General features: G+C 64.3%; 12 protein-coding genes. 10 read left to right on the top strand and 2 right to left on the bottom strand.

What is annotated here, in order from left to right:
- The 9 genes from EJ074_RS24965 (at position 1) to dhaK (ending at position 8,337) form a co-directional block, all read left to right on the top strand.
- A complete protein-coding gene (locus tag EJ074_RS24965) occupies positions 1-1,107 on the top strand; it encodes an ABC transporter ATP-binding protein (protein WP_095806823.1) in 1,107 nt (368 codons plus the stop codon).
- Positions 1,100-2,113, top strand: a complete 1,014-nt coding sequence (locus EJ074_RS24960) for an ABC transporter ATP-binding protein (RefSeq protein ID WP_095806824.1) — start codon at positions 1,100-1,102, stop codon at positions 2,111-2,113. Before EJ074_RS24965 ends, EJ074_RS24960 begins: the two co-directional genes overlap by 8 nt.
- A gap of 62 nt (positions 2,114-2,175) precedes the next feature.
- Positions 2,176-3,819, top strand: coding sequence for a dihydroxyacetone kinase subunit DhaK (locus EJ074_RS24955; protein WP_095806825.1), 1,644 nt, complete (start codon positions 2,176-2,178; stop codon positions 3,817-3,819).
- A gap of 79 nt (positions 3,820-3,898) precedes the next feature.
- On the top strand, positions 3,899-4,498 hold the full coding sequence (dhaL, locus tag EJ074_RS24950) for a dihydroxyacetone kinase subunit DhaL (protein ID WP_095806826.1): 600 nt from the start codon (positions 3,899-3,901) through the stop codon (positions 4,496-4,498).
- On the top strand, positions 4,498-4,887 hold the full coding sequence (gene dhaM, locus EJ074_RS24945; protein ID WP_095806827.1) for a dihydroxyacetone kinase phosphoryl donor subunit DhaM: 390 nt from the start codon (positions 4,498-4,500) through the stop codon (positions 4,885-4,887). Before dhaL ends, dhaM begins: the two co-directional genes overlap by 1 nt.
- Positions 4,888-4,903: 16 nt before the next feature.
- On the top strand, positions 4,904-5,206 hold the full coding sequence (locus EJ074_RS24940) for an HPr family phosphocarrier protein (RefSeq protein WP_095806828.1): 303 nt from the start codon (positions 4,904-4,906) through the stop codon (positions 5,204-5,206).
- Positions 5,207-5,310: 104 nt separating this feature from the next.
- On the top strand, positions 5,311-6,885 hold the full coding sequence (gene ptsP / locus EJ074_RS24935; RefSeq protein WP_095806829.1) for a phosphoenolpyruvate--protein phosphotransferase: 1,575 nt from the start codon (positions 5,311-5,313) through the stop codon (positions 6,883-6,885).
- A gap of 16 nt (positions 6,886-6,901) precedes the next feature.
- A complete protein-coding gene (locus EJ074_RS24930; protein ID WP_095806830.1) occupies positions 6,902-7,324 on the top strand; it encodes a hypothetical protein in 423 nt (140 codons plus the stop codon).
- A gap of 26 nt (positions 7,325-7,350) precedes the next feature.
- Positions 7,351-8,337: a dihydroxyacetone kinase subunit DhaK gene (gene dhaK, locus EJ074_RS24925; RefSeq protein WP_095806831.1), complete on the top strand. Its 987-nt coding sequence runs from the start codon at positions 7,351-7,353 to the stop codon at positions 8,335-8,337.
- A 31-nt stretch (positions 8,338-8,368) separates the two neighbouring features.
- Here dhaK and EJ074_RS24920 read toward each other — a convergent pair whose 3' ends face one another.
- Positions 8,369-9,229 (bottom strand): DUF1194 domain-containing protein, encoded by an 861-nt coding sequence (locus EJ074_RS24920; RefSeq protein WP_129553848.1) that lies wholly within the window; start codon positions 9,227-9,229, stop codon positions 8,369-8,371.
- A 185-nt stretch (positions 9,230-9,414) separates the two neighbouring features.
- Here EJ074_RS24920 and EJ074_RS24915 point away from each other — a divergent pair, with 185 nt between their 5' ends.
- The gene (locus tag EJ074_RS24915) at positions 9,415-14,220 is read left to right on the top strand and encodes a winged helix-turn-helix domain-containing protein (RefSeq protein WP_129553847.1); all 4,806 of its coding nucleotides are present in this window, start codon (positions 9,415-9,417) and stop codon (positions 14,218-14,220) included.
- 139 nt (positions 14,221-14,359) lie between these two features.
- Here the strand turns inward: EJ074_RS24915 and EJ074_RS24910 are convergent, their stop codons facing one another.
- Positions 14,360-15,490: an alcohol dehydrogenase family protein gene (locus tag EJ074_RS24910; protein ID WP_245420396.1), complete on the bottom strand. Its 1,131-nt coding sequence runs from the start codon at positions 15,488-15,490 to the stop codon at positions 14,360-14,362.
- Between the last annotated feature and the right edge of the window lie 57 nt (positions 15,491-15,547).

Here is a 15,547-nt window from a genome sequence, read left to right as displayed (position 1 = left end):
ATGGCCGAGATCCGTGTTCAAAACCTGAGGAAAGCCTTCGGCGCCTTTGTCGCCGTGCAGGATTCCAACTTCGTCGTCGAGGACGGCGAGTTCTTCGTCATGCTCGGGCCTTCGGGCTGCGGCAAGACGACGACGCTTCGAATGATCGCCGGCCTCGAACTGCCGACCGGCGGCAAGATCCTGCTCGGCGGCGAGGACGTCACCATGCGCCGCGCCCGCGAGCGCGACATCGCCTTCGTGTTCCAGCTCTTCGCGCTCTATCCGCATATGAACGTGCGCAAGAACGTCGGCTTCCCCCTGCTGGCGCAAGGCATCGCCTCGGCAGAGATTCGTCGGCGGGTGGAGGAAACGGCGAAGCTGCTGCGCATCGATCATCTGCTCGACAAGTCGGTTTCCGGCCTTGCCGGCGGCGATCGCCAGCGCGTGGCGCTCGGCCGCGCCATCGTGCGGCGTCCAAAATGCTTCCTGATGGACGAGCCGCTCGGCACCTTGGACACCGAGTTCCGGGATCTGATGGTGCACGAGCTGCGCGAGTTGCACACCCGCATCCGCGCCACCACGGTCTATGTCACGCATGACCAGATGGAAGCGATGTCGATGGCCGACAAGATCGCCGTGATGAACCACGGCGTCATCGAGCAATTCGGCACGCCGCGCGAAATTTACGATCGTCCGGCGACCATGTTCGTCGCCGAGTTCATAGGCTCGCCGCCGATGAATTTCTTGGGCTTCGGCGGCGGGCTCGCCAAGGGCGCGAAGGAAATCGTCGTCCAGGGCGCCAAGGTGGCGGTACCGGAGGTGCGCGAAGACGTAGCACCTACCGACATGGCGCTCGGGGTCCGTCCCGAGCACATCCGGTTCGACGATGCTTCGAAGCTGCGCGGCGCGATCTACGGCACCGAGTATCTCGGCACCACGCAGATCGTCGCGGTGGAGACCGCGGAGGGCATTATCAAGGCGCGGGTGCCGGCCGAAATCCGGCTAAGCCCTGGCTCACCGGTCGGGCTGGCGCTGAGCAGCGCACGATTGTCGCTGTTCGACAAAGGCTCCGGCCGCGCGGTGAAGACCGCCATACATGACAAGACAGCGGAGGCACGCCATGGCTGACGTCCATATGCAGGGTGTGACCAAGAGTTTCGGTGACACTGTCGCCATCCGCGACCTCGATCTGCAGATCAAGGACGGCGAGTTCGTGGTGCTGCTCGGCCCCACGGGCGCCGGCAAGACGACGACGTTGCGGCTGGTCGCCGGGCTGGACAGGCCGGACAGCGGCGCGATCCGCATCGGCGGTCGCGATGCGACCGCGCTGTCGCCGGCCGAGCGGGACACGGCTTTCGTCTTCCAGCAATATTCGCTTTACCCGCATCTGTCGGTGTACGACAACCTCGCCTTCCCGCTGCGCTCGCCGGCGCGGCGCTTCCCTGAGGAAGCGATCCGTCGCCGCGTCCAGGAAGTCGCGCGGCTGGTGCGCATCGACCACAAGCTCGAAAATCGCTCGACAAAACTGTCCGGCGGCGAAATGCAGCGCGTCGCCATCGGCCGTGCGCTGGTGCGCAAGCCTGCTATCTACCTGATGGACGAGCCGCTGTCGTCGCTGGACGCCAAGCTGCGCGCTGACCTCAGGCTCGAGCTGAAGCGCATCCAGTCCGAGCTCGGCGCCACCATGCTCTATGTCACGCACGACCAGATCGAGGCGATGACCATGGCCGACCGCATCGGCATCCTCTCCGACGGCGTTCTGGTGCAGATCGGCACGCCGCGAGCGATCTATTCTGAACCGGCAAATCTTCACGTCGCGGCCCGCCTCGGTCAGCCTGCGATCAACCTGTTGCCGGCCGGGCTGCTTCCGGACGGCGGCGCGCCCTCCGGAACAACGACGGTGGGCGCCCGCACCGAGCATCTGTCGATCGAGAAGGCAGCGAACGGCCATGCTGACGGCATCGTCGACTGGATCGAGCATCTCGGCGATCAGAACCATCTGCATGTGATGATCGGAGCAAAGAAACTGGTGACGCTCACCGATCCCGACACGCCGCTGGCAAAGGGTGACAGGGTGACGATCCGCTATCGCTCGCCGCTTTATTTCGGGTCTGACGGGCAAAGACTGATGTAGCCGATCCGCACTCCCATCCCGCACACCGATTGACGACCGCAGATACGGACTGGACGAAATCCATGAAGCACTTTTTCAACCGCAAGGACTCGATCGTAACCGAAGCGCTCGACGGCTTTCTCGCCACCGCAGGCTCGGGCACTCTGGCGCGGCTCGACGGATATCCGGAGGTCAAGGTCGTGCTCCGCCCCGACTGGGACAAGACGAAGGTCAGCGTCGTTTCGGGCGGCGGTGCCGGGCACGAGCCCTCGCATGCGGGCTTTGTCGGCGCCGGCATGCTGACCGCCGCGGTCTCGGGCGAGATCTTCGCTTCGCCCAGCGTCGAGGCGGTGCTGCAGGCGATCCGGGCGACGACCGGCGCGGCAGGGTGTCTGCTGATCGTGAAGAACTACACTGGCGACCGCCTCAATTTCGGTCTCGCCGCCGAGAAGGCGCGCGTCGAGGGTTTCTCCGTCGAAATGGTGATCGTCGCCGACGACATCGCACTGCCCGACATCGCGCAACCGCGCGGTGTCGCCGGCACGCTGTTCGTGCATAAGATCGCCGGGCATCTTGCCGAAACCGGCCATGATCTGGCGTCGGTGGCGGCTGCGGCGCGCGCGGCCGCAAAGGACATCGTTTCGCTCGGCATCTCGCTTTCCTCCTGCTCGATCCCCGGTCAGGCCCACGAAGACCGCTTCGGTGCCGAGGACGGCGAGCTTGGCCTCGGCATCCATGGTGAGCCGGGCGTCGAACGCATCGCGCTGCAGAGCGCCGGCAAGCTGGTCGCCATCATGGCCGAGCGTCTCGCCGCGCGAGTCGACACTGCAAGCCGTTATGCCTTGCTGATCAACAATCTCGGATCGGTGCCGCCGCTCGAAATGTCGCTGATCGCCAATGCGGTGCTGACCTCGCCGCTGGCACAGGCAGTGACCTTGACGATCGGGCCCGGGCATCTGATGACAGCGCTCAACATGAACGGCTTCTCCCTGTCGCTGATCAGGCTGGATGCGGCTCGCGAGGCAGCGCTGCTTGCGCCGGTCGGCCCGCATGCCTGGCTGCCGGCAAGACCCGTTGGTCCGGCAACCATCGTGCCGTTGGCCGAAACTTCCGACCCGGGCGTCGCGCCGACAGCCAGCCGCGACGCACGCGCCGAGCGGATCATAGCCGTGATCTGCGAGCGGTTGACCTCGTTGGAAGATAGGTTGAACGGACTGGATGCCAGAACCGGCGACGGCGACACCGGGTCAACGGTCGCGGCCGGCGCGCGCAGCGTGCTTGGCCGTCTCCCGACGCTGCCGCTTGCCGATCGCGCCTCCACTCTTGCTGCTGTTGGCGACACTCTGAGTTCGGCAATGGGCGGGTCCAGCGGCGTGCTGCTGTCGATCTTTTTCACCGCTGCCGCACAGACTCTGGGTTTTGGCGCGACTCTGCCCAAGGCGTTGCTGGCCGGCCTCGGCCGGATGTCTTTCTATGGCGGAGCCAGGGTCGGCGACCGCACGATGATCGACGCCCTGGAGCCTGCCCTGAAGGCGCTCGACGCCGGCAGCTTGGAAGAGGCCGCAAAGCAAGCGCGGCGAGGAGCCGAGGCCACCGCCGCGATGCACAGAGCGAAAGCCGGCCGGTCCGCCTATATTGGCGGTCATCTCGATGGCGTAGTCGACCCTGGCGCTTTCGCCGTTGCCGAGGTCTTCGCCGCCCTGGCGGAGTTGCACGCGACGGCCTAAGGCGGATAGCTATGTTCCAATTGCCTCTCCGGGAATCGTCCCATAGCGCGCAAGAAGGGCAACCAGGAGCACAGCCGGTATGGCCGCATCCGATTTCTCCAGATTGATCGCGTCGGCGGCGAATACCATCACGGCGCATGCCGATGAATTGACCGCGCTCGACCAGGCGATCGGCGACGGCGATCATGGGCTGAACATGAAGCGCGGCTTCGAGGCGGTGCGCGCCGAAGCGGACGCATTGGCTGCCAAGCCCCTGCCCGACGCGCTGAAAGCAATCGGCACCAAGCTGGTCATGACGGTGGGCGGCGCCTCCGGCCCGCTGTTCGGCACGCTGTTCATGACGCTCGGCAAGGAACTGCCCGCCGCCCCCGACCGCGCCGCGCTGAGCGCCGGACTGAACAAGGCGATCGAGGCAGTCGCGGCGCGCGGCAAATCGCAGCCTGGACAAAAAACCATGCTCGATGTGCTGCAACCGGTGTATGAGGCGCTGGCGCAGGGCAAGACGGCTACGGAAATCGCCGACGCCGCCGACCAGGCGGCGAACGCCACCGTGCCGATGAAGGCCCTGCGCGGGCGGGCTTCCTTCCTGGGAGAGCGCTCGATCGGGCATATGGACGCCGGAGCGCGCTCGACCGCGCTGCTGGTGCGGGCAGTCGCTGAAGTGATCGAGGGTTCTTGATGAGCAATGTCGGCATCGTCATCGTATCGCATTCGCCGCTGGTCGCCGAAGGCACGGCCGACATGGTGCGCCAGATGGTGGGCGACGAAGTGCCGCTTGCCTGGTGCGGCGGAAATGGTCATGGCGGGCTTGGCACCAGCGTCGAGGCGATCATAAGCGCGATCGACAAGGCCTGGTCGGATGCGGGCGTCGCGATCCTGGTCGATCTTGGCGGCGCCGAAACCAACAGCGAGATGGCAGTCGAGATGATCGGCGAACCGCGCGCGCACAAAATCGTTGTCTGCAACGCTCCGATCGTCGAGGGCGCGGTGATGGCCGCGACGGAAGCCTCCGGCGGCGCCTCGCTCAAGGAAGTCGTGGCGACGGCGCATGAATTGTCGCCGTCGTGATGAACGGGAACTGACGATGTCCGCATCTGCCGAAGCCACCGTTCTCATCACCCATGCCGTTGGCCTGCACGCACGTCCTTCGGTTAAGTTCACCAAGCTCGCCAAGTCGTTCGCGGCCGAGGTGGAAGTGGCGGTGGCGGCGAACGGTCCCTGGTTCGACGCCAAGAGCATCGTCAAGGTGATGGCAGCCAAGGCGCCGAAGGGAACGATGCTGCACATCCGCGCCAGGGGCGACGGCGCAGGCAAAGCGGTCGAAGCGCTGGTCGCTCTGGTGCAGCGCGACTTCGACGAGGATGCGGACCATGCCCGCTCCGCTTGAAACGGGCTACCCGGTGCAACAGTGCTGCAAGCTCTGTTTTTTGCGCAATTCCGGACGGAAAACCGCTATGCACGTTTCCTGGAATTGCTCTAGGAACGCGAGCCATGCGGATTGACGGTATTCCTGCCTCGGCCGGCTACGCCGAAGGACTGCTATTCGATCTCGACAGGCCGCCAGCGGCCTATCGAGGCAAGGCGAACGCGGCCGAGGAGAAGGCCGCGTTGGAGGCTGCCATCGCCAAGGCAGTGAGCCAGCTTGCCGCGATGCTCGAAACCGCCGATGGCGACGCCGCCGGCATTCTTGAATTCCACGTCGCCATGCTCGAGGACCATTCGCTCAGTGATCCAGCCTTCGCATCGATCGGTGCAGGACAGTTGGCCGACGCCGCCTGGAACCAAGCGCTTGACGCCGAGATCGCCGGATACGAAGCATCCGAGCAGGACTATTTTCGCGCCCGCGCCGCCGATTTGCGGGACATCCGCGATCAGGTGCTGCGGGCACTGAGCGAGGACGGTGAGAAGACCGCGCCGTCCGGCGCCATTCTCTATGGCGTCGACATCGCGCCGACACGTTTCATCGAGACCGATTGGAGCAAAGGCGGCGGCATTGCGCTCAAGGCCGGCAGCACGGCCAGCCACGTCGCCATGCTGGCGCGCTCGCGTGGCGTGCCGATGGTGGTGGGGCTTGGTGCTACGGCGGACAAGCCCACGGGGTTGGCGCTTCTGGACGCCGAGCATGGCGGCGTCGTATTCTCGCCCTCGCCGGGGGAGATCGAAGTCTTTCGGCGGTCGTCCTCCTCCTTCGCGGCCCGTCAAGACACGGCTCGGACCTTTCTGACGCAACCGGCGGTGACCAAAGCCGGCACCCCCGTGCGCGTCCAGGTCAACATCGCCTATCCTTCCGACGTCGACTGCATCGATATCGCGGCCTGCGATGGCGTCGGCCTGATGCGGACCGAGTTCCTGTTCGGCAAGACGCTGCCGGACGAGGAGACGCAATATCATGCCTATCGCAAGGTGCTGGAATGGGCGGGCAACAAGCCGGTCACCATCCGCACTATCGATGCCGGCGGCGACAAGCCGGTGCCCGGCTTCACCATCGAGGAGGCCAATCCATTTCTCGGCCTGCGCGGGATCAGGCTGTCGCTGGCAAGGCTCGACATCTTCCGGGTGCAAATCCGGGCATTGCTGCGCGCCGCCGTGCACGGCAATCTGAAGGTCATGTTTCCGATGATCGCCACGGCTGACGAATATGAGAGGGCTGCCGCGCTGTTCGCCGAAGAGCAGCAAGAACTGTCCGCGCTCGGCATAGCGCAGAAGATGCCGCCGCTCGGCATCATGGTGGAGGTGCCGTCGGTGGCGATCGCGCCGGAGGCCTTCGCCGACGTCGCCTTTTTCTCGATCGGCTCGAACGACCTGACGCAGTATGTCATGGCGGCGGCCCGCGACAATGCCGCCGTCGCAAACCTCAACTCGGTCCGCCACACGGCGGTGCTGCGGCTGATCGCTTCGGTTGCAGCCTTCGGACAAGCAAGAGCAATTCCCGTCAGTCTGTGCGGCGACGCGGGCGGCGACCCGACCGCCATTCCGGCGCTGCTCGACGCCGGACTGCGCGATCTTTCGGTCGCGCCCGCGCAACTTGCGATGGCCAAGGCGGCCATCGCTGAGGTCCCGGTCTAGGCGCGGTACGGTAGAGATGGACAAGACACCCGAAGCAGGCTCTGAAGAGGCGATCCGCGCCTATAAGACGATCCTGTCGCAGGTCATCGACCAGCGGCCGTCAGGCATGCGCCAACGCCTCGCCGATGCGCTCGGCAAACATCGCAGCTTCGTCACCCAGATCTCGAGCCCTGCCTATTCGATCCCCATTCCGTCAAAGCATTTGCCTTCCATCTTTTCCGTCTGCCATTTCAGCCCGGCCGAGCGCGACCAGTTTCTGGCCGCCTATCATCAGGCCCATCCCGGCAAGCTGCCGGCAGCCTCCGGTCCGCGCAAGACACGCCACGTCTCGCTCATCGTGCCGGATTTCGGCGACGACAAGCAGAATGCCGCGCTGGATCGGGCGATCAACGAGTTCATCCAGAAGATCACCAGCATCGCCAGCAAGGGCAGCGGCTGAGCGGGGAATTACTTGGGAGGACTGCCGTGAAAAAATTTCTCAATTCGGTGGACACGGTGCTCACCGAAAGCCTCGATGGCTTCGTCGCCGCCCATGCCGACATTCTCGCGCTCGGCGAGGGGCACAAATTTGTCCGCCGCAGAGCGCTCAAGCCAGGCAAGGTGGCGCTGATCTCGGGCGGCGGCTCCGGGCACGAGCCGCTGCATGGCGGGCTGGTCGGCCACGGCATGCTGGACGCCGCCTGCCCCGGCCAGGTGTTCACATCGCCGACGCCGGACCAGATGCTGGCAGCCCTACAGGCCGTCGACACCGGCGCCGGCTGCCTGTTCATCGTCAAGAACTATGAAGGCGACGTGATGAACTTCGACATGGCGGCCGAAATGTCGGAAGGCGTGCTGCAGGTGGTGACCAATGACGACGTCGCGGTCGAGAACTCATCCTATACGACCGGACGGCGTGGCGTGGCCGGCACGCTGGTGGTGGAAAAGATCGTCGGCGCCGCCGCCGAGCAAGGCATGGCCCTGCCCGAGCTCAAGGCGCTGGGCGATCGCGTCAACGCCGCGACGCGCTCGATGGGGGTGGCGCTGACCAGTTGCACTGTGCCGGCGGCGGGCAGGCCGACCTTCGAGATCGGCGACGGCGAGATGGAGTTCGGCGTCGGCATCCATGGCGAGCCCGGCCGGCGGCGCGACGCGCTGAAAAGCGCTGACGCGATTGCCGAGGAGGTTTGTGCCGCAATCGTCGGCGATCTCGCAGAACACGCCAAAGGACCGGCGCTGCTGTTCGTCAACGGCTTCGGCGGCACGCCGGCGATGGAGCTTTACCTGATGTACAACAGCGCCCGCAAAATCTTCGAGAAGTCCGGCGTCACCGTGACCCGCTCGCTGGTCGGCACCTATGTCACCTCGCTCGACATGGCCGGATGCTCGATCACCCTGACCATGCTTGACGAGGAGATGACGGCACTGTGGGACGCCCCGGTGCACACGGCGGCGCTGCGCTGGGGCATGTAGCCTCCGCGCCGTTCCACCCCATCGCCTGTCGTCATCGGCCCGGCGACTGAGCGATCATGTTGCAATCAACGGTACGGTCTGAACGCGCGGCGTAGCTGGCATGGATCACCTCGCCCATGTTCATGGAGATTTCACGCACCAGCTTTCGACGCACTGCGGTGGCGAACATGGCGGCCTCGGTGACGCCGATTGAAAATGCGTCTGGTCCGCCGATGACGCAGCGCTCGAAATAGGATTGCAGGTTGGAAGGGTCATACCTTGCAAACCCGTCCGCCCCGCCAATCCGGGGCAGTGCGATAGGGAGCCCGTTGATGGTCACACCTTCCGCGAGAAGGACCTGCCGGATGGGGTCAACGAGTGCTCCGGCATTGTTGGGTCCGTCTCCGGACACGTCGATAACCCTGCGCGGGCTGCGCAAGCCACTCTTCGCGAACAGATCTTTCGCGGCCGACAATGCGCCGGAGATCGAAGTTCCGCGGCCTTCAGTCAACGACAGAACCGCGAGCCTGTCTGCCAAAGTGAGAGCGTCCTGGCGGCTTTCGACAATTGTCCACGGCACAATGACGGTTTGCTGGCTTGGCCCTGCCCATTCCAGGTAGAGCACTGCGATTCTGCCTCGCTCTCCCGACTTGATCGCCCTCGCGATGTCCGCGTGGCGGAGGGCACCGACGTAGCCATCGCGCTGCACCCTTTGCTCGACTCGGCTCATCGAGGGCGAGACGTCCACGGCAAGGATCAGTTGCAGATCGACTTCGGCCAAGCCGCCCGCAGGACGGTTCGTCGAGTGAGCCTGTGGCGCTACCGCGAAGAACAGTGTGAACAGGCAGATGCCTGTGAGCCGCAGCAACGGTCCTGCACCCATACTTCCAGCAATCCACGCTAAGTAGTTCATGGCGAACCCCTCTCGCTGACAATGGAATTGTCGGTCCGAGGCGTCTCCCACGTCACGAACGGCTTCCGATCATTCGCCGAAATCGGCGCTCCCCAACCCGGTTTGGATGATGATGCCTCTCCGAACCGCCAAACCGTGCTAGGATCGAAGCATTGGACTGCGGCTTCGTGCTTGAGGGAACCGGCTTGAACAGCCCGCTGCCCACGACGTTCGAACTCAACGGCATTACCGCCGACGTGAGCAGCGAGACCTTGCGCGACAAGTCCAACAGGACAATCGCACTTCGCCACCAGACCTTCGCGGTGCTTCGTCACCTTTTGGAGAACGCTGATCGCGTCGTCACCAAGGATGACCTGATGAGGGCGGTCTGGAACGGGATCGCCGTCACCGATGACAGCTTGGTGCAATGCATTCACGAGATCCGTGCGGCGCTCAACGACGGTTGCCAGGCCATCGTGCAGACAGTGCCGAGGCGCGGCTACAGGTTGGTCCTTCCCTCAAATGCCGGACCGAGAATGACCACCATCCTGGCAGCAGAACTGGCCGCTGAGGGCCGCCCGGCAGACAAGGAGGAGCGGGGCGCTGCGGCACCTATCCGAGCGCACAGGCAGATCCTCGATCGCCTGCTGGTGCAACATGCGGGCCGTGTGTTCGCGAGCGCCGACGAAAGCGTCGTCGCGGAGTTCACGGGCCCTGTCGAGGCGTTGCGTTGTGCGAGTGAAATCCAGCATGAGGTCGACAGGCGGAACTGCGAAGTTCCCGAGGCAAAGCGCCTGCGCTTCCGCATCGGCGTTCACCTGGGTTATGTCATCGCTGATGGCGACCGCCTCGCGGGCGAGGCCGTGGAGGTCGCGGCTCAACTGCAAAGCCTGTCCCGACCGGGCGGAATTTGCGTCACGGAAGCGGTCCACGCCCAGGCTCACGATCGACTCCCGCTGGGATTTGTCGATCTCGGCGAGCACACGCTGAAGGACCTCGCGCATCCGTTGCGCATCTACCGCGTACCGCTTGCTGCGGAGGAGCCGGTCAGGTCGCCGTTTCGTGGTCTCGATGCCTTCGAATTCGAAGATGCCGATCTCTTCTTCGGCCGCGCGCGGGCGATTGCTGCCTGCACTGCCAGGCTGGAGCAGCAGGCAGCAAGCGGTACGGCATTCCTGCTCATCTACGGGATGAGCGGTTGCGGCAAGTCTTCCCTCCTGCGCGCTGGCCTGCTGCCGTCATTGACGCGGCCTGGAGCCGTGGCAGGCATATCCTTGTGGCGCCGCTGCCTGATCCGCCTCTCCGAGGGACCGGATGTATTCGCTGTGCTGGCTGCGGCCCTGCTTCACGAAGCTGCCGTGCCGGAACTCGCCTGCGAAGCAACAGCCGCAGAGTTTGCTCGGCTCTGCAGGAGCGCGCCGGATCAAGCGCTGGCGATGGTCCGACAGGCGCTTCGCAAAGCCGCCGGCCCGGCCCGCCCGCAAATCAGATTGCTGGTGGCCATCGATCAGCTGGAGGAGCTGTTCACCACGGAGAGGCAGCCGGCGACTCGCGAAGCCCTTGTGCGGTTCATGGCGGTGCTGGCCGCCAGCGGACTGGTCTGGGTGGTGGCGGTGATCCGTTCGGACTTCTTTCACCGCTGCGGCGAGGTCCCGGGTTTCTCGGCGCTCAAGGACGGCCTGGCCAGCTATGAACTGCTGCCGCCGACTGGCCCGGAGATCGCGCAGATCATCCGCGAACCAGCGGTCGTGGCCGGTCTCCGCTTCGAGGAGAGTGCCGAGTTGGGGCGGCTCGATGACGTGCTGCAGGCGGCGGCAGCTGCCGATCCCGGATCATTGCCGCTGCTCGAGTTTGTCCTCGACGCGTTGTACGAGGCCGGCCGCGAGCGCCGCGTTCTCACCTTTGCGCATTATCGTGCGCTTGGCGGGCTCGAGGGCGCAATCGCGAGCCGCGCCGACGAAGTCGTGGACTTGCTGGCGCCCGAGATCCAGGAGGCCTTGCCCGCGGTGCTGCGCGCCCTCACCACGGCAAGTCTGGGCGATGAAACGGTCACGGCACGTCCGGCCCTGTTCACCGAAATTGCAAGCACTTCGACGCGATCGGCCCTTGTCAGCGCCCTGATCGACGCACGGCTCCTCGTCAGCGATGAGGACGCCGAAGGGCACGTCTTCGTTCGCATTGCGCATGAAGCACTGTTGAGCCGTTGGCCGCGCGCCCGTGACATTGTGAATGCAAACCGGAACTTTCTCGCGACGCGCGAGCGCCTCAGGGCCGACGCCCACCGCTGGCACCTGGAGAGCAGGAATCGAGAGCTTCTCCTTCCGTCCGGCAAACGCCTGGCGGAGGGCGAGGAACTGATGCTGTCAAGACGCGAGGAGGTCGACGATGCCGTCCTTGAATACATCGAGGCGTCCTTGCGTGCCCATCGGCAGAAGGAGGAGGAGGACCGGCACGCAGAGCTGGCGCTGATCGAGGCCGCCGAAGAGGCAAAACGCGAGCGCCTGGAGCGCGAGGCCGAGCGCCGGAGCCTCGCGGCCACCGCAGCAAACCGGCTTGCCCGGCGGACGCGCAATGCCGCGATTGTGGCGCTGACGCTCGCTCTCATGGCGGGCGCAGGCGCACTGGTCGCCTTCAAAGCGCGGGAGGAAGCAAGGGGCCAACGCGACCAGGCGATCCGCAATCAGTTCCTTTCGCTCTCGTTCCTTTCGGAGCAGTCCACCGCGGCAGGCAACACCGAGGCTGCGATCCTGTTGGCGCTTGAAGCACTGCCCTCGAAAGACCAATCCGAGCGGCCATATCTCTTCGAGGCGGAGGCAGCCCTCTACAAGGCTCTGCTGGCGCACCACCAGATCAAAATCCTTCGACCTGGCGCCGGTGTGGCGGATGCGGCATTCAATCCGACCGGCGATCGCATCGTCACCGCATCCTACGATAAAACTGCAGCCGTCTGGGACATCTCCAGCGGCGCCGAAACTGCAGTTCTAAAAGGTCATGAAGAGGCCTTGGAGAGGGCCGAGTTCAGCCCAGACGGGAGCCGGATCCTGACGGCCGCGAGGGACGGCACTGCACGTCTCTGGGACGCCGTCTCGGGAGAACAGCTCTTCATCCTGCGGCCGGTAGGCAACTATCCAACGGCAATCTTTAGCCCGGATGGCACCCGGGTGCTGACGGCGGGGGAGGACAGCGATGTAACGCTCTGGGACGCTCGGACCGGAAAGAAACTCCTGAGTGTAGACAGCGACGGATATGCGCGCGCTGCTTTCAGTTCAGACGGCCGCAGCTTCGCGGCGGCACGCAAGCATCTTGTTTCGATCTGGAATACCGCAGATGGCGTACTGACGCGGTCAATCCCAGGGAACTGGCCCTACACCCTGGCGTTCAGCCCGGACGGAAGCCGAATGCTGGCCGGCCCGTGGGGTTGGCATTCACACCGCGACACTTCCAGCCTTTTCGATTTGTCGAAAGGAACGGAGATCGCAAAGTTGGCCGGCAGCAAGAGCGACACGCAATTGAACGGCGTGATTTTCAGTCATGGGGGCCAGCGAATCGCTACGGTATCCCTCGATGGCACTGCCCGGATTTGGGACGGAGCGTTGGGAACGCTGGATGATGTGCTCGGCCAGGAGGTTTCCGGGCTGAAGGCAGACACCGACACCGATGAACGCGATCAGGAGATGAACGGTGCTTTCACCCCGGACGACCGCTTCCTGGCGACCGCCTCGGTCAATGGGCCGATCCGCATCTGGGACGTTGAACGCGCCTCGTTGGTCACGACGATCGCCGGTCATGAATCTTTGGTTGAGCATCTGGAGTTCAGTCCGGTTGACGGCAACATTCTTCTCACGGCTTCACACGATGGCACCGCCCGGCTGTGGGATGTCGACGGTGCCCTGACGACAACGCTTTCTCATGAATATCGGCCGACTTTCGCGGTCTTCAGCCCCGACAATGTCCACCTGCTGACCGGTGGCGGCGACAGCGCGGCGCATCTGTGGAACGTCGTCAGCGGGCGCGAGACAATCCGGCTCGATACCCATGAGATCGTTCAAAACGCGGCGTTCAGTCCCGACGGAAGGCGCGTCGCGACGGCATCCCTTGGGGGCGAGGTCCGAATTTGGGATGTGGCGAGCGGATCCGAGACCGCCCAGTTCCGGTCCCATGGCGGCCTGATCCAGATCCAGTTTGGCCGCGATGGCAAATCGCTGCTTACCGCATCGATCAACGGTACCGCGCAGCTGTGGGACGCGGCGACCGGCACCGAGCTGGCCGCCATCAATACGAGCAGCAATCTGCCGCAGGCCATCCTTAGCCCCGACGGACGTCTGATCCTCGCGGCCAGGGAAGACAATGCCGGCCACATCCTTAAGACGGGCGGGACTGAACTCAAGGCGCTTGTGGGGCATCAGGATCGCATTACGGCAGCGGCCTTCAACCCGGATGGCCGACTGGTCGCCACCGGCTCCCTCGACCACACGGCCCGCATTTGGTCGACCGCGGACGGAGCAAACGTCGGAATTCTAGAGGGACACACCGGGGCGGTCACGGTGGTCGCCTTCAGCCCCGACGGTCAGTCGCTGTTGACTGGCTCACGCGATGGAACCGTCCGGATCTGGGGCGTCCCAGGAGGACCGGAAAGGGCCGTTCTGAGGGGCCACAGCGGCGCCGTGGACAGCGCCCGGTTCAGCCCCAGTGGTTTGTACGTCGTGACCGCGTCCTCGAAAGATCACACGGTCCGCCTGTGGTCGACGCAATCGGCGCGCCAGATTGCCGTCCTCGGCGGCCCGGACGAAGCAGCCGTTCGACCGGGCTTTACACGTGCAGCTTTCAGCTCCGACGGCACCCAGGTCGCGATTGTTTCCGGCGAAGAAATTGTCCGCATCGTCCGCCTCTTCCGGACCCCCAAGGACCTCATTGACTTCGCCCGGCGTGCCGTCCCTCGCCGACTCACCCCTTGCGAGCGGCGAAGCTTCTTCCTGCCTGCAGACCCTGCAACAGGTACTTGTCCGGGCTGAGACCAATGGGGCGCAGTGAACCGCCATCCCAAGAGACGGGCGCTTTGGTACGCCGATAGCGTTTGAGAACCCGTCATTCCAGCGCCTTTGGCCGGCGGCAGTGGCATGCCACCGCGAACGGCGAGCCCGAAATCAATCATCAAGCAGGGATTTCAAGCACGATTTTGCCGACGATGGATTTTGACAGAAAGTCTTGCTGGGCCTTGGCAATCTCCTCCAGCCGATAGGTCTTGGCCACGACAGGACGGATCTCTCCACGCTCGATGTAGGAGACGAGATTGTCGAAGACGATGTCTTCCTGGAAGGTGCAGCCGAAGAAGGTCAGATCCTTCAGATAAAGAGTGCGAATGTCGAGTTCGACAAGTGGGCCGGCAATCGCGCCAGCAACGGCGTAGCGGCCACCCTTCTTGAGAACATCCAGCAAAGCCGGAAAACCGGGGCCAGCCGCAACATCGATCGCAACATCCACCGCCTCCTTGCCAAGCCTGGCGACCAGGTTTTCGCCGCGCGCAACGACCTGATCCGCGCCGAGGTCCAGCAACAACTGTGCTTTTTGCCGTCCTGCTATTGCAGTCACATAGGCGCCGCGCCGCTTGGCCAGTTGAACGGCCGCGGAGCCGACACCGCCGGAAGCGCCGGTGATAACGACATGCTCTCCAGCCTCTACGCTGGCCCGATGCAGCATCCCTTCAGCCGTGGAATAGGCGCAAGGCATGGCCGCGAGTTCATTGTCGCTCCAGTCGCAATCGACCTTGAACGTTTCACGAGAGGGAGCCTTGGTGTACTGGGCGAAACCGCCATCGCATTCCGAGCCGAATGTCCAGCACTCGAAGGGCCGGTAATTGACATAGGTGCGGAGAAGATTTCGGACGATGACACGCTCTCCGATGCGGTCACGGCTCACGCCCTCGCCGACGGCGGCGATATGTCCGCAGCAATCGGCACCCTGGATACGCGGAAACGCAAGCGGAACGCCAGACCAGCTTGTGTCATCATCCTGGGCCGAAGCAAAGCCCTGCCTTGCACCGGAATCAGTGCCGCTCGTGACCGCCTTCGAATACCAGCCGATCCGCGTGTTGATGTCCGTATTGTTGACGCTTGCGGCCGAAACTCGGATCAGCACTTCGCCAGCGGCAGGCGTCGGAACCGGGAGGTCGGTGCGAAATTCCAGTTTGTCAAATCCGCCATGGCCAACCAGAACCACGCCCATCATGGTGGTCGGAATTTCGGCTTTGCTGCTGACGGCACCCTCTTTGCCAGGCCTGTTCATTTCACCAATACCCTTGGTTGGTGTTCCTGCAAGGCGGCTTTCGCTGTCATCCAAGCC

Source organism: Mesorhizobium sp. M3A.F.Ca.ET.080.04.2.1 (genome assembly GCF_003952525.1).
Classification (GTDB): domain Bacteria; phylum Pseudomonadota; class Alphaproteobacteria; order Rhizobiales; family Rhizobiaceae; genus Mesorhizobium.
The sequence above is the reverse complement of the archived record's forward strand: the minus strand, read 5'-3'. Positions and strand labels throughout refer to the sequence as shown.

Coding starts and splice junctions, on each gene's coding strand:
- EJ074_RS24965 (WP_095806823.1), top strand. CDS start 1: ATGGCCGAGATCCGTGTTCAAAACCTGAGGAAAGCCTTCGGCGCCTTT.
- EJ074_RS24960 (WP_095806824.1), top strand. CDS start 1,100: ATGGCTGACGTCCATATGCAGGGTGTGACCAAGAGTTTCGGTGACACT.
- EJ074_RS24955 (WP_095806825.1), top strand. CDS start 2,176: ATGAAGCACTTTTTCAACCGCAAGGACTCGATCGTAACCGAAGCGCTC.
- dhaL (WP_095806826.1), top strand. CDS start 3,899: ATGGCCGCATCCGATTTCTCCAGATTGATCGCGTCGGCGGCGAATACC.
- dhaM (WP_095806827.1), top strand. CDS start 4,498: ATGAGCAATGTCGGCATCGTCATCGTATCGCATTCGCCGCTGGTCGCC.
- EJ074_RS24940 (WP_095806828.1), top strand. CDS start 4,904: ATGTCCGCATCTGCCGAAGCCACCGTTCTCATCACCCATGCCGTTGGC.
- ptsP (WP_095806829.1), top strand. CDS start 5,311: ATGCGGATTGACGGTATTCCTGCCTCGGCCGGCTACGCCGAAGGACTG.
- EJ074_RS24930 (WP_095806830.1), top strand. CDS start 6,902: ATGGACAAGACACCCGAAGCAGGCTCTGAAGAGGCGATCCGCGCCTAT.
- EJ074_RS24920 (WP_129553848.1), bottom strand. CDS start 9,229: ATGAACTACTTAGCGTGGATTGCTGGAAGTATGGGTGCAGGACCGTTG.
- EJ074_RS24910 (WP_245420396.1), bottom strand. CDS start 15,490: ATGAACAGGCCTGGCAAAGAGGGTGCCGTCAGCAGCAAAGCCGAAATT.